The following is a 14,364-nucleotide window of genomic DNA, read 5'->3' as shown; positions in this document are numbered from 1 at the left end:
ATGGCATATGCGACAGCACACCACGGAGAACATCATCATGAACATGATGAAGAAATCAAAGTTATGGGTTTTTGGCTTTTCCTCGTAACGGACTGCATCTTATTTGGAGCATTATTTGCTACGTATGCCGTTCTTGTTAATCATACTGCAGGAGGCCTTACAGGAAAGGAATTTTTTGAAGTCCCAGGATTTGTTTCTGAAACGTTTATCTTATTAACGAGCAGCTTTACAAGCGGATTAGCCGTGTTAAGCATGCACAAAGGAAAAATAAAGCCTTTAATTGGCTGGCTAATCGTAACTCTGCTTTTAGGTGTATACTTTGTTGGCCTTGAAATTCATGAATTTCAAACAATGGTTCACGAAGGAGCAACCATTTCTACGAGCGCATTTTTTACGGCTTTCTACACGCTGGTTAGTACACACGGGCTACACGTCTCTGTCGGAATCATTTGGATGATTTCAATTACAATCCAGTTAAAACGATACGGAATTACCTCTGTAACAAAACGAAAAGTGACGATTATAAGCTTATACTGGCATTTTCTTGATGCCGTCTGGATCTTCCTTTACACGGTTGTGTATTTAATGGGGGTGATGTAGATGGAGAACCACGGGTCGTTAAAAGCTTATACAATAGGATTTATTTTCTCGATTATTTTAACCGTTATTCCTCTGCTGCTGGTATTAAACCACGTACTTGCTAAAAATATATTACTAGCTAGCATTCTAGGAATGGCCGTGCTTCAATTTTTTGTTCAATTGTTTTTCTTTATGCATATTAAAGACGGAGAAAAGCCCCGTTATAATGTAATGGCTTTAATACTCGGAATCGTTTTTGTTATTACAATTGTAGCAGGATCTATTTGGATAATGACTTTTAACTCTCAAGTTCAATAAAAATAGAGCCGTGTACGATGTGCACGGCTCTATTTTTTATTAATCCTTCTACATTGTGATAAAAATCACATATTTTCGCTTGCGCAAGAAGTACAATAAAAGTGTAGCAAAGAAAGTTCTTTATAAACGAAAGACAAAGGAGAGATTATGATGAATATGGCTTATCGTAACATCCTCGTAGCAGTAGACGGTTCTGTAGAAGCGGAGTGGGCGTTCAAAAAAGCAGTTAACAGTGCGAAAAAAAATAACGCTCATTTGATAATTTGTCACGTTATCGACATACAGGCGCTAAGTCCATCACCTTATGCATTCTATACGGATACACGCTTTCAAGACGCAGAGAAATTTGCTGAAGAACTTTTAACCAACTATAGTAACCTAGCCATTAAGGCTGGAGTAACGAAAGTCGAAACATTAATTGAACATGGTTCTCCTAAAACAAAAATATCTAAAAAAATTGCTCCCGATAAGCACGTTGATTTAATTGTATGCGGTGCAACCGGGTTAAACGCGGTAGAGCGTATCTTAATCGGAAGTGTATCTCAGCATATTTTACGCTATGCCAAATGTGATGTGTTAATCGTTCGCACGCCTAAAGAAGCTGAAGAGGAGTCAAAACCTTTACAAGTAGAACTAACAGAGTAGCCAGGCACAGACGAGAAATAAAACTTGTTGTGCACAGCAAAATACAAAGCCCTCACCATTTATTTAAAGAGGGGAGATAAACGTATTTTAGTTAAAAGAACATCCGAACAAGGAGTCAAGATTCTTAAGGGAGAACTTGACTCGTTCGGATTTTTTTATTGTGATGGTGAATGTCGTTTTCATGTATACAGCTGTTGATTGCAGGGGAATGGCAGAAAGAAAGGTGAGGATAGTAGAGCACATTATACATGTTTATTAAAGAAGAAGAGGGGAAGAACAAGCATATAGAAAACTTTTCCTTAGTTGGTTAAGGTTGATTTATAAAGGAGTGAGGAATATGTCAAAGTTAAATAATCCATTAACTCAATATTTCCATGAAGACTATCCAAAGCAGTATCAAGAACCGCCTGGTGTACAAAAAGAAATGAACGTCATCCCAGACTGCGGGGAGAACAGTTACATAGGTGCAGGTAAATTAAAAGGCAGAAAAGCTCTTGTGACAGGTGGAGATTCAGGTATTGGCCGAGCAGCAGCTATCGCTTACGCAAGAGAAGGAGCGGACGTTGCGCTTAATTACTTGCCGCAAGAGCAAGCTGATGCAGAAGAAGTAAAAAAGCTTATTGAAGCAGAAGGAAGAAAAGCAGTACTCATACCTGGTGATGTAGGCGAAGAATCTTTTTGCAAGGAGCTAGTAGAAAAAGCTTATAAAGAATTAGATGGATTAGACGTTTTAGCACTCGTAGCAGGTAAACAGCAGGCAGTAGAAGATCTTGCTGATTTAGAAACGGACCAGCTGCGCAAAACCTTTGAAGTAAATGTATTCTCTTTATATTGGACCGTAAAAGCAGCGCTGCCTTATTTACCAGCAGGTGCTTCGATTATTACCACAAGTTCTGTACAAGGCTATAGCCCAAGTCCTAATCTATTAGATTATGCAGCTACAAAGTTTGCCATTAACGGATTCACTCGCGGACTAGCCAAGCAACTAGCTCCAAAAGGTATTCGCGTCAACTCAGTTGCTCCAGGACCTATCTGGACGCCGCTGCAAATTTCTGGAGGGCAGCCAAGCGATGCTATTCCAGGCTTTGGACAAGATACACCTCTACAGCGTGCTGGTCAGCCGGTAGAGTTAGCAAATGTATACGTATTTTTAGCTTCAACGGATGCAAGCTATGTAACAGCTCAAGTTTACGGAATTACAGGCGGAATAGAACTAGCTTAACTCAAAAAAAACACGTGCAGTTATGAACTGCACGTGTTTTTTGAGTTATTTCTGTTTTAATGTCTTCTTCCTTTTAAAGTCTGTACACAAATGTAGCTAAGCGTAGCGAATAACGCTGTAATAAATGCCGAGTGAGACAGTGTAGCAAAGACATTTAAACGAGACATGACAACAAATATACCGCTAAATATTTGAGCAATGGTTAAAGCAAACGCAATGATGGACGCGTAGTAAATATCACGGCGAGTTTCTTTATACTGCTTGATGGCAGATACCATAATCCAAATGATAAGAACAAACAGCACAAGAGCAGCAAATCGGTGGGCAAAATGAATGCCCGTTGTTCCTGAAAGCTTTGGAATAAGAGTATTGCCGTAACAAGCAGGAAAGCTTATACACGCTAAGCTTGCACCTTTGTGACGCACATATGCACCTAAATAAATATCGCAGTAGGTAAATATAAGCGTAAACCATGCGAGCCATCTAAATTTGCCTGTAACCGCTCCTTTAATAAAATGGTCCGAACGGTCCTTTTGAATAACAAATATTGAAAGTAAAAATACACCGGTAAACGCAATAAGCGAAAGACCGAAATGCAGTGCTAGCGCCTCAGCTGACTGAGGCCAGATAACTGCAGAAGCCCCGAGCAATGACTCGATAACGATAAATGCAATACTCATAATCGCTAAAATTTTCACTTCACGGTTTCTGCGATAACGAATCCAAGCCCAAATAGAAAATGCTAAAACAAGAAGACCTGCAAATGCGGTAATCAAACGATGCGTATATTCAATCATTGTTGCTACTGCGTATTCGGGTATTAACTGCCCGTTACACAATGGCCACTCGTTTCCGCACCCTAATCCAGATCCTGTAGTTGTGACCAGACTGCCGGCAATCATTAAAATAAACATAACAATCGTTGTAAATATAGCTGTTATTTTAAATAAATTTCTCATACGTTGACTCCCTTTGTTGAGTTACTAATTATGACTATAGATTTGATGAATACGATAGTCAAGTAGTAGAGCGTAATTAACAAATAACTGTCACAAACTCGCACATGTTTCCCTTAAATTTGATATCAGAAAAGCTTTCTTTACTAAACTTTTTAATGGTTTTTTCCTTTTAAACAATGTAAATATGCTTTCATACATAAGATATAAAAAATTATATTAGTGATTTTGTACAATTTGCAAAAAAAACTTTAGAGAGAATGGAGATACAATCATATTCCAAAAGTGATAATATAAATATAAATCAAATGATGTTATAAAAACTATCATTTTATGTTAGATATATAATGAACTTTTTAGCACAGAGAAACTTTATTGAAAGGAGAGATAACGATGAGCTTAGATGCTTTAAATAAAAGAGTAGAAACAGATCTTTCTTACCTTTCCTTTAGGAAACCAACAGAAGCACAGCCAATCATCCCTAAAAACGGACACCTATACGATGTAATCATTGTTGGAGGAGGTCAAAGCGGTTTAGGAACCGCCTTTGGGTTACTGCGGGAACGCGTGTCAAACATTCTTGTTATTGATGAAAACCGTTCGGGTTTAGAAGGTCCATGGGAAACGTATGCACGAATGATTACGCTGAGAACACCAAAAAACTTAACGTCTATCGATTTGGGTATACCTTCGCTTACGTTTCAAGCGTGGTGGGAAGCACAATTTGGCTCAGAGGGCTGGGAAGCTCTTGACAAAATTCCAAGAGGAGATTGGATGAATTATTTGCGCTGGTACCGGAGCATTCTTAACCTTCCTGTGGCAAATGAAATAAAATTAACGTTAATTGAGCCGACGGAAACAGGTATTCATCGCTTGCATATTGAAGGGAATGGAGCTTCATGTCCTACACTGATGGCACGTAAAGTTATACTAGCTACAGGAATTCAAGGAGGAGGAGAGTGGCATGTACCGCCTATGATTTCTGAAAAATTGCCGCTTCACCTGTATTCTCACACTTCCCAAACCATTGACTTTACCGGGTTAAAAAACAAAAAATTGCTGTTTTAGGAGGAGGAGCTTCCGCGTTTGACAACGCCAACTATGCACTTTCCAAAGGAGTTGCTGAAGCTCATGTATTTGTTCGCCGAAAAGAACTTCCGCGTATTAACCCAATCAGACAAATGGAAGCTTCAGGAATGATTGAACGTTTTCACGCTTTATCAGATGCTGAAAAATATGAAGTGATGGCTCATTTTTTCGAATACAATCAGCCGCCTACGAATGATACATTCGGACGCGCTTCCTCATGGCCGGGTTTTCATTTGCACGTACATGCACCGTGGCTGGATGTCGAAGAAAAACAGGACAAAGCAGTGGTAACAACTCCTCAGGGAATCTTTACATTTGACTATTTGATTATTAGCACAGGGCTTCTAACAGATCCGGCTCTTCGTCCAGAATTACGCCTCGTTGAAAAACACATCGCCCGCTGGAGCGATCATTACAAGGCACCACATGAAATCGCCAATCCAGTATTGGATGCCCACCCTTACCTTAGTAATGGCTTTGCTTTTTCAAATCGCGATGGGGAAGGCCAAAAAATGGTATATGGCCTTTTTGCTTTTAATTATTCCGCTTTAATTAGCTGTGGAATTTCCGCTTCCGCTCTCTCAGGTCTAAAATATGCGATACCAAAGCTCGTATCAGAAGTAGCCAATCAGCTTTTTATTGATAACCGCCATGAGAATTTAACCAATTTCTTTGACTATAATGAGCCTGAATTTATCGGGAGCTGGTCAAAGGACGATAATCAAGTAAAAACAATATAGCAAAACACATTTTTAACAATGAAAAAGGTGAAGCATATGGAGCCGATCTCTAAAAAGAAGATAGCTACTTTGTATACTCAAATTAGCCAAGAGATTTTTAATGTAGGCGTGAATACTCAAAAAATAGATATTATTGATAATAAAATTCTGATTCTAGCTCAATCAAAAAGAATGCCGGCACTAGAAGCCCTCAGTGAAGAATATAGAGAATTAGTGATGTCTCTTGATGCCGCTTTGTCGACTAAATATAAAAAAATGCTAAAGCAAAAAGTAGAGCTTTTATTTGATATCGAGGTCACTTCTTTATTTAGAGATTATGATCCTGTTACAGAGAATTCTTGTACAGTTATTTGCTTTAAATAACTTCTCTATATAAATTGCAAAACGTTCGATGACATCGTTTGTTTCGCAAAACACGTAAAAGACGGATGCTTATCTTCTGTTTACAGAAGCAAAGAGCCGTGAAGATAGAAGGATTTCCTTCTGTTTTCACGGCTCTTTTTATAGATATTTTCATAAAAAAGGAGTGGAAAAATGGCTACATATACACTTGTTGATAAAGGGGCTGTAAAAACTAGTTAAAAAAATCCAATCGATCATTAAAGGAGTGAAAAGCAAGTGGCGATGAATGAAAAAATGGAAGCTCAGCATATGGAACTAGCAAAAAACTCAGCACCTAATCCTTCATGGTTAGATAAGCTGTTTCATTTAACCGAACGTAAAACAGATGTCAAAACAGAAATTCTTGCGGGAATTACTACTTTTGTGACGATGAGCTATATTATCTTTGTTAATCCGACGATTTTAGCAGACGCAGGCATTCCAAAAGAAGCGGCAATTGCGGCAACGATTTTTGCTACTGTCTTTGCAACTCTTTTATTTGCACTGTGGGCGAACATGCCTATTGCAGTAGCACCCGGAATGGGGCTAAACGCTTTTTTTACGTATACAGTAGTATTGGGTGAAGGGTTAACGTGGCAAACAGGTTTAGGAGCCGTATTTATTTCAGGGGTTGTGTTTTTTATTTTAACGATAACAGGCTTGCGCAAGAAGATTATTGAAGGGATACCCGCTATTTTAAAAAGTGCTATTTCCGTTGGAATCGGTCTATTTATTGCTTTTATTGGTTTTAAGCAAGCTGGAATTATTGTAAGCAACAAAGAAAATTTAGTAGCGCTTGGACAACTTACAAAACCGGGTCCATTACTTGCTTTATTAGGTTTTATCGCAGTAACTGTATTAACTGCTCGAAAAATCAAAGGAGCTGCTCTGATTAGTATTTTACTGATATCAATTACGGGGATGGTGCTGGGCATAGTAGAAGCACCTAAAAGCATCAGCAGCGTTGTGTCGTTTTCAATGCCGAACATGTCAGAAACTTTTTTACAAATGGATATTAAATCTGCTCTTCATTACGGTCTTTTCTCTATTATTTTTTCATTTACACTTGTGGAGCTATTCGATAATTTAGGATCAATGATTGGATTATCTAAAAAAGCTGGATTAATGGATGAAAAAGGAGAAATTAAAGGGTTAGATAAAGCGCTTATGGCAGATTCTCTTGCGACTGTAGCCAGTGCTGCTATGGGATCTACCGCAATGAACGCGTATGTAGAAAACGCTGCGGGAATTGCAGAAGGAGGCAAAACGGGCCTTAAAGCACTGGTCGTTGCCATATTGTTTTTAGTGAGTCTTTTATTTACGCCATTAATTAGTATTATTCCTTCTTTTGCTACAGCGCCTATTTTAATTATGGTTGGTGCTCTTATGTTAACAGAAATCAAAAACATTCCTTTAGATGAGATAACAGATGCTGTGCCTGCTTTTTGTACCATTATTTTGATGCCGTTAACGTTTAGTATCGGCGAAGGCTTAGCGCTAGGGTTTTTATCTTATACATTCGTTAAATTGTTAGCCGGCAGGGCGAAGGAAATCCACTGGATTATGTATATGATTAGCGCCGCTTTTATTATCAACTTCGTTTGGGCTGCTTGAGCGCATATATCTAGAGCAAAAAAGACTTCTCAGCTGAGAAGTCTTTTTACTGTTCATGTAAATTTTAATTGCTCTTTCCTTACAGGAATAAAAGGTAGCGAAGAAAGATATATAACGTTGAAATCAAAAGAGATACAAGCATAATTGGAGCTCCAATTTTCAAAAAATCCATAAAAGAAAATTTATGTCCTTTTTTTACAGCCATGCCAGCTACAATGACGTTGGCAGATGCTCCAATTAACGTACCGTTTCCTCCCAAACATGCTCCTAGAGCCAATGACCACCATAGTACATTGATTTGAGCAGAATCAGGGCTCATTCCCATTCCATGAGCCATATCTTGAATAAGTGGAATCATTGTAGCAACAAAAGGAATGTTATCAATAACAGCTGAAGCAATTCCGCTAATCCACAAAATCAGATAAGCTGACAGTGCGATATTGCCGTCTGTAACGTTTAACGCGCCAGCAGCCAGCTTTTTAATAATGCCTACATCAATTAAGCCTCCGACAAGAACAAACAAACCTGACAAAGAAAATAATCGTTGTCCATTCAACAGAATCAAATGCGCTTTCTACTTCATCATGAGTTCTTAATCCAATTACCAGTAGTACAGCAGCACCTGTAATGGCTACCATAGCCGCATCAATGTGCAAAACAGAATGCAGGGTAAAACCTAGAATCGTTAATACTAATACAGTTAACGATTTTTTCATTAAAACAGAATCTTGAATATAATCTTTTTCATTTAAACTCATTAGCTCTTGCTTTTTACTATCTTCTACTTTTAACTTTTTACGATAGATAAGAACAAGAATCCCCAGTGTAACAACACCGATAATCAGTACTGCAGGAGCTAAATTTAATAAAAAAGCATTAAAATCAAGGTGAGGGTTCGCTGCCCCAATCATGATATTAGGCGGGTCGCCTATTAAAGTTGCCGTTCCTCCAATATTTGAAAACAGCACTTCTGATATAAGAAACGGAAAAGGGTTAATGTTTAAGATAGTAGTAATCGAAAATGTAACGGGAACGATTAATAACACGGTTGTCACATTGTCTAAAAAAGCTGATCCGACGCCTGTTAAAATCGATAAAATAACTAGAATTCGAACCGGATCACCTTTAGCAATTTTAGCAGACTTGATGGCTGCGTATTGAAACACACCCGTTTTATTTGTAATGCCGACTAAAATCATCATACCCATAAGAAGGACAATTGTTTCCCACTGAATGTGTTCGGTAATAGCATTATTAAAATCAACAATGCCTAACAAAATCATTAATATGGCACCTAAAAGAGCTGCTGAAGCGCGATTGATCTTTTCAGTCATAATCAGAAAATATGTAATGATAAATATAATAATGGCTGCGTATACATGAAAACTTGTAATGTGTTGAATTGCATTGTGCATAACTGTAACCTGGTGATATGTCATCTAGACGTCGCGAAGTGTAGATGACGTAAACTTTGGATGTTTTCCAGGTTTTCACCTCATCTTTCATCATTTAATTTACATCCAACTTTACGGTGAAACTTCTATAAAATCCGCTTTCCTTTAACCAACCTCCTTTAAAAGCTTTGGTGTTCTTTAAAATAAAGACGATTCCTTCAGCATTATATCATATTTACATAAAAGCTTTCTTGCTAATTATTCATGTGATTTTCAACCCACACGCTTATTATGCACCTTAAATTCAGTTTGCATAATTGATTCCTCTAAAATTGGACAAATTTAGACAAAGTTGGAACAGTGTCCAATTTTGTCTAAATTTATGAGAGCAAATAAAACAATGGATTGCTAAGATATAGCGGTTTTCATGTTGGCACGGTACTTGCAAGAATAGTTAAGTGAAGGCTAGAAATCAAATGAGGAGGCTTACCATAATGAAAACTGCTCAAAATAAAACAGAAAAGCTTACGAAAGAAAAAGCCAGCTGGATGTATCAGAAAATGGCAGAAATTCGAAAGTTTGAAGATGAAGTACATCAAATTTTTGCAAAAGGGGTACTGCCTGGTTTTGTTCATCTGTATGCAGGTGAAGAAGCGGTAGCGGTTGGAATGTGCGCTCATCTTAATGACAGTGACAGTATTACGAGCACTCATCGGGGACACGGTCATTGTATTGCTAAAGGCGGCGATTTAGATGGAATGATGGCTGAACTATTTGGGAAGGTAACCGGGTTAGGCAAAGGAAAAGGCGGATCTATGCATATCGCGGATTTAGATAAAGGAATTTTAGGAGCAAATGGAATTGTAGGAGGAGGCTTTCCGCTTGCATGCGGTTCTGCTTTAACTGCTAAGTATAAAAAGACAAAAGATGTAAGCGTTTGCTTTTTTGGAGACGGAGCGGGCAATGAAGGAACGTTTCATGAAGGAATTAACTTAGCAGCCATTTGGAAACTGCCTGTTGTTTTTGTTGCTGAGAATAATGGCTACGGAGAGGCAACTCCCTTTTCTTATGCTTCAAGCTGCAGCACGATTGCAGATCGTGCCGCATCTTATAACATTCCAGGCGTACGAGTGGATGGAAAAGACGTAATGGCCGTTTATGAAGCAGCTGCAGAAGCTATTCAACGAGCTCGCAGAGGGGAAGGCCCAACGTTAATTGAATGTGTAACGTATCGAAATTACGGGCATTTCGAAGGCGACGCACAAACGTATAAATCAGGCAGTGAAAAGAAAGAACATCTCCAGGAAAAAGATGCTATTGCTCTTTTTGAAAACTATTTGCTTTCAGAACAAGTAGTAACAGAAAAAGAGCTCAGAGATATTGAAGGTGATGTAGAAAAAGCAGTAAAACGCGCGGTTGAGCTAGCAGAAACAAGCGATTATCCTGATGCTTCCGAACTACTAACAGATGTTTATGTATCTTACTAATTAAAGGGGGAAAAGAAGATGACTAGAAAATTAAGTATGTCTGAAGCTATCAATGAAGCAATGAAACTAGCGATGCGAAAAGATGAGAATGTGATTCTGCTCGGAGAAGATGTAGCCGGTGGAGCGGAAATTGACCACCTGCAAGACGATGAAGCGTGGGGCGGGGTCCTTGGAGTTACGAAAGGGCTTGTGCAAGAATTTGGACGTGAACGAATTCTTGATACGCCTATTTCAGAAGCAGCTTATATAGGAGCTGCAATGGGAGCCGCAGCCACAGGGTTAAGACCGGTTGCAGAATTAATGTTTAACGACTTTATTGGCTGCTGCTTGGACCAAGTGCTGAATCAAGGCGCAAAATTTAGATACATGTTCGGAGGAAAAGCAGAAGTGCCGGTTACAATTCGAACGACTCATGGAGCTGGATTTAGAGCTGCAGCTCAGCATTCTCAGAGCTTGTACGCTTTGTTCACTAGCATTCCTGGCATTAAAGTAGTGGTGCCTTCTAACCCTTACGATGCAAAAGGCTTGTTATTAGCAGCAATTGAAGACAATGATCCGGTTATCTTTTTTGAAGACAAAACATTGTACAACATGAAAGGTGAGGTTCCTGAAGGCTACTATACGATTCCATTAGGAAAAGCGGACGTGAAACGCGAAGGAACGGATTTAACTATTGTAGCGATTGGCAAACAAGTAAATACTGCACTTACAGCAGCAGATCAATTATCTCACAAAGGAATTGACGTAGAAGTAGTGGATCCGCGAAGTCTATCCCCTTTTGACGAGGAGACGATTCTTTCTTCTGTAGAAAAAACGAATCGATTAATTGTTATTGACGAAGCCAACCCAAGATGCAGCATAGCAACAGACATTGCTGCGCTAGTTGCTGATAAAGGATTTGACATGCTTGATGCACCTATTAAACGAATTACAGCGCCACATACACCTGTGCCATTTTCACCTCCATTAGAAGATATTTATCTGCCAACACCGCAAAAAGTAATTGAAGTTGTATCGGAGTTGCTCGGAGATAAATCGCTTTTAAGCGTGTAAGTAAAGAGAAAGGAGGAGGAAGCAAATGGCTGCAGAGGTTGTAATGCCAAAACTAGGTATGGCAATGAAAGAAGGAACCGTTTCGACATGGAATAAAAAAGTTGGAGACTCCGTTTCAAAAGGAGATATGATTGCAAGCATTAATTCTGAAAAAATAGAAATGGAAATTGAAGCTCCGCAGGACGGTGTGATTCTTGATATTCTTGTGCAAGAAGATGTAGGGGTGCCTCCTGGAACGATTATCTGTTATGTTGGAAAGCCAAACGAGCAGCTTACTGAGCAAAACAGTTCAGCAAATGAGCTCCAGGTTCCCAAAAACGAGGTAGCCGCCACTATTTCTTTAGAAGAGCCGCCAGCAAACGCAGCTTCATCAAAGAAGAGCAAAGAAACTGTGCGCATTTCACCAATTGCACGGAAAATAGCCGAATCTGAAAACATTGATATTGAAATGATTAAAGGAACGGGACCAAAAGGAAGAATCACAAAAGCGGATGTAGAGAAAGTGCTGACAGAAAAAGCTTCAGAAACAAGTCATCCACCAGCTGAAATAGATGAAGCTGCAAAAAAAGAAACGCTTCCAGTAGCTGGCATGAGGAAAGTCATTGCAGGCCGAATGCATAATAGCTTATTAAACAGTGCTCAATTAACGATTAATATGAAAGCTGACGTGACGGATTTGCTGTCTCTTCAACGAGAAATTAAAGAAGTGATTCAACAACGTCATAGTGTAAAAATATCTCTAACCGATTTTATTGCTCGTGCTGTTGTTCTTTCACTTCAAGAACACAAGCAAATGAACAGTGCCTATATCGATAACGAAATTCATCTCTATAATCATGTTCACCTTGGAATGGCCGTGGCTTTAGAAAATGGGTTAGTTGTTCCTGTTGTGCAACATGCTGAAAAAATGCCGTTAGTTGAATTAGCTGCAGAGATTAAAACACGAGCAGCGGATGCTCGGCAAGGTCAACTGAGCACTGATAGGATGCAAGGCTCAACATTCACTATTACTAATCTGGGTGCTTACGGAGTAGAGTATTTTACACCTGTATTAAATCCGCCTGAAACAGGAATCCTTGGAGTTGGAGCTACTGAAGATGTACCTATGTATAAAGAAGACGATTTACAAAGAAGAAACGTGCTGCCTTTAAGCCTGACGTTTGATCATCGCGTACTGGACGGGGCACCTGCAGCTAATTTTCTTGGAACTATTAAACAATACTTAGAGCAACCTATTTTACTACTCTTATAGAAAGGTGGTGCATTCCGTGAAACCTTTAGTTGTCATTGGCGGCGGTCCTGCAGGATATGTGGCGGCAATCACTGCCGCCCGGCAAGGAAAACAAGTTACGTTAATCGAACAAAAAGATTTAGGTGGAACATGTTTAAATGAGGGCTGCATGCCAACAAAGTCATTATTAGCAAGCGCGGAAGCCTATGAGAAAATTAAGCAAGCTGAGCAATTCGGCATCACTCTTCCTTTGGAACAAGTGAAAATTAACTGGGGTGGGGTTCAGCATCATAAAACAGCCATTGTTAAAAAACTGGTGCAGGGAATTGGCTATTTGATGAAAAAGAACAGTATTAAAGTCATGAAAGGAGAAGCTTCCTTTTTGACAAATCATCGCCTAGCCGTGCAAAACGAAAATCACGTAGATGAGATAGAGGCTGAACAGTTTATTATTGCTGCAGGTTCAGAACCTGCTAGTCTGCCATTTGCACCTTTTGATGGAAAGTGGATTATTCACAGTGGACAAGCAATGTCACTGTCTGCTATCCCTTCATCTCTTTTAATAGTAGGAGGAGGGGTAATTGGTTGTGAATTTGCAAGCATTTACAGTCAAATGGGAACAAAAGTAACGATTGTGGAAGCGGCAGATCAGCTGCTTCCTGGTGAAGATGCCGATATCGCCTTTACGTTACAGGAAGAGTTAGAGAAAAAAGGCGTAGCGATTTACACATCCGCTTCGCTAACAGAAATGCAGCCAGAAGATAAAACAGCTCTATTTAAACATAAAGAAGAGCTACACGAACTGCAATCTGACTATGCATTAATTTCAATTGGGAGAAAGCCTAGAGTGCTAGATTTAGGTTTAGAAAAGATTGGCGTACATTTCTCAAAACAAGGAATTGATGTTAATGAGCATATGCAAACGAATATACCTAATATCTATGCTTGTGGAGATGTAGTTGGCGGAATTCAGCTTGCTCATGTAGCCTTTCATGAAGGCACAGTTGCTGCTTTACACGCATGTGGAAAAGATAAGAACGTAAATTATCGAGCTGTACCACGCTGCATCTATACTCACCCTGAAATTGCAAGTGTCGGTATGACAGAAAAACAGGCCCGAGAAAAATACGGCGATATTCGCGTCGGAGAATTTTCGTTTACGGCAAACGGCAAAGCGATGATTGCAAATGATCCGGTTGGAAAAGTGAAGGTAATAGTAGAACCGCAGTTTAATGAAATTATTGGGCTCTCCATTGTAGGTGCACATGCTACAGAATTAATTGGACAAGGAACCATCATGCTGCACGGAGAGTTGACCACGGATGTAATGGAAGACTTTATCGCTGCTCATCCTACATTATCCGAAGCAATTCATGAAGCTCTTTTGCATTCAACGGGTCAGGCCGTTCACTCATGATTATACAAGTGCTCAAGTTATTAAGCTCTTTAAGGATGAAAAGTAAAAATGAATGATTTAAAAAGTAAACTAGAGGATGAAGGAATCATGGTAGAGGTATAGGGATTTTCCTGCATCCTCGTCTAGTTTTTCTATTAATTTTTACATAACGTGAGCTTAAGAATCTATCTTTGATAATGATAACGTTTTCTTTGTGATTTATAATAATAGTAACAAGCCTTGATTTACTATATTCAAT

Annotated in this window: 11 protein-coding genes and 2 pseudogenes; 11 read left to right on the top strand and 2 right to left on the bottom strand. The window is 39.1% G+C overall.

The features are described from left to right. From cyoC to N178_RS00320, 4 genes are all read left to right on the top strand, one after another. On the top strand, positions 1-600 hold the full coding sequence (gene cyoC / locus N178_RS00335; RefSeq protein ID WP_045289515.1) for a cytochrome o ubiquinol oxidase subunit III: 600 nt from the start codon (positions 1-3) through the stop codon (positions 598-600). Continuing rightward, complete coding sequence (gene cyoD, locus N178_RS00330; protein ID WP_025751946.1) at positions 601-897, top strand: cytochrome o ubiquinol oxidase subunit IV; 297 nt, start codon at positions 601-603, stop codon at positions 895-897. It begins immediately after the preceding gene. Positions 898-1,047: 150 nt separating this feature from the next. Next, positions 1,048-1,542 carry a universal stress protein gene (locus N178_RS00325; RefSeq protein WP_026106550.1) on the top strand — a complete coding sequence of 165 codons (495 nt, stop codon included), beginning with the start codon at positions 1,048-1,050 and terminating at the stop codon, positions 1,540-1,542. Between the two features lie 337 nt (positions 1,543-1,879). Then, positions 1,880-2,764 carry an SDR family oxidoreductase gene (locus N178_RS00320; protein WP_016763765.1) on the top strand — a complete coding sequence of 295 codons (885 nt, stop codon included), beginning with the start codon at positions 1,880-1,882 and terminating at the stop codon, positions 2,762-2,764. 56 nt (positions 2,765-2,820) lie between these two features. Here the strand turns inward: N178_RS00320 and N178_RS00315 are convergent, their stop codons facing one another. Beyond that, the gene (locus tag N178_RS00315; protein ID WP_045289507.1) at positions 2,821-3,723 is read right to left on the bottom strand and encodes a COX15/CtaA family protein; all 903 of its coding nucleotides are present in this window, start codon (positions 3,721-3,723) and stop codon (positions 2,821-2,823) included. 390 nt (positions 3,724-4,113) lie between these two features. On the opposite strand from N178_RS00315, the pseudogene N178_RS00310 reads away from it, so the two are divergent. The 3 genes and pseudogenes from N178_RS00310 (at position 4,114) to N178_RS00300 (ending at position 7,544) form a co-directional block, all read left to right on the top strand. Then, a pseudogene (locus N178_RS00310) lies at positions 4,114-5,549 on the top strand (FAD/NAD(P)-binding protein). A gap of 36 nt (positions 5,550-5,585) precedes the next feature. Next, positions 5,586-5,912 (top strand): Na-translocating system protein MpsC family protein, encoded by a 327-nt coding sequence (locus N178_RS00305; protein WP_013082771.1) that lies wholly within the window; start codon positions 5,586-5,588, stop codon positions 5,910-5,912. A gap of 255 nt (positions 5,913-6,167) precedes the next feature. Beyond that, complete coding sequence (locus N178_RS00300; protein ID WP_045289505.1) at positions 6,168-7,544, top strand: NCS2 family permease; 1,377 nt, start codon at positions 6,168-6,170, stop codon at positions 7,542-7,544. 79 nt (positions 7,545-7,623) lie between these two features. Here N178_RS00300 and N178_RS00295 read toward each other — a convergent pair. After that, a pseudogene (locus tag N178_RS00295) lies at positions 7,624-8,959 on the bottom strand (ArsB/NhaD family transporter). Between the two features lie 473 nt (positions 8,960-9,432). Between N178_RS00295 and N178_RS00290 the strand changes: the two are divergent. Genes N178_RS00290 through lpdA form a run of 4 tightly spaced genes read left to right on the top strand, consistent with a single transcriptional unit; the run spans position 9,433 to position 14,126 of the window. After that, on the top strand, positions 9,433-10,425 hold the full coding sequence (locus N178_RS00290; protein ID WP_045289503.1) for a thiamine pyrophosphate-dependent dehydrogenase E1 component subunit alpha: 993 nt from the start codon (positions 9,433-9,435) through the stop codon (positions 10,423-10,425). 18 nt (positions 10,426-10,443) lie between these two features. Continuing rightward, positions 10,444-11,478: an alpha-ketoacid dehydrogenase subunit beta gene (locus tag N178_RS00285; protein WP_013082775.1), complete on the top strand. Its 1,035-nt coding sequence runs from the start codon at positions 10,444-10,446 to the stop codon at positions 11,476-11,478. Between the two features lie 25 nt (positions 11,479-11,503). Continuing rightward, the gene (locus N178_RS00280) at positions 11,504-12,730 is read left to right on the top strand and encodes a dihydrolipoamide acetyltransferase family protein (RefSeq protein ID WP_045289500.1); all 1,227 of its coding nucleotides are present in this window, start codon (positions 11,504-11,506) and stop codon (positions 12,728-12,730) included. Positions 12,731-12,746: 16 nt separating this feature from the next. Further along, on the top strand, positions 12,747-14,126 hold the full coding sequence (gene lpdA / locus N178_RS00275; RefSeq protein WP_045289498.1) for a dihydrolipoyl dehydrogenase: 1,380 nt from the start codon (positions 12,747-12,749) through the stop codon (positions 14,124-14,126). Positions 14,127-14,364: the final 238 nt, after the last annotated feature.

The sequence above is a fragment of the Priestia aryabhattai B8W22 genome, assembly GCF_000956595.1.
GTDB classification, from domain to species: domain Bacteria; phylum Bacillota; class Bacilli; order Bacillales; family Bacillaceae_H; genus Priestia; species Priestia aryabhattai.
Note: the sequence above shows the minus strand (reverse complement) of the source record. Positions and strands in the feature narration are given on the sequence as shown.

Bases quoted from the DNA above. Each gene is read 5' to 3' on its own strand.
- cyoC (WP_045289515.1), top strand. From the start codon at position 1: ATGGCATATGCGACAGCACACCACGGAGAACATCATCATGAACATGAT.
- cyoD (WP_025751946.1), top strand. From the start codon at position 601: ATGGAGAACCACGGGTCGTTAAAAGCTTATACAATAGGATTTATTTTC.
- N178_RS00325 (WP_026106550.1), top strand. From the start codon at position 1,048: ATGAATATGGCTTATCGTAACATCCTCGTAGCAGTAGACGGTTCTGTA.
- N178_RS00320 (WP_016763765.1), top strand. From the start codon at position 1,880: ATGTCAAAGTTAAATAATCCATTAACTCAATATTTCCATGAAGACTAT.
- N178_RS00315 (WP_045289507.1), bottom strand. From the start codon at position 3,723: ATGAGAAATTTATTTAAAATAACAGCTATATTTACAACGATTGTTATG.
- N178_RS00305 (WP_013082771.1), top strand. From the start codon at position 5,586: ATGGAGCCGATCTCTAAAAAGAAGATAGCTACTTTGTATACTCAAATT.
- N178_RS00290 (WP_045289503.1), top strand. From the start codon at position 9,433: ATGAAAACTGCTCAAAATAAAACAGAAAAGCTTACGAAAGAAAAAGCC.
- N178_RS00285 (WP_013082775.1), top strand. From the start codon at position 10,444: ATGACTAGAAAATTAAGTATGTCTGAAGCTATCAATGAAGCAATGAAA.
- N178_RS00280 (WP_045289500.1), top strand. From the start codon at position 11,504: ATGGCTGCAGAGGTTGTAATGCCAAAACTAGGTATGGCAATGAAAGAA.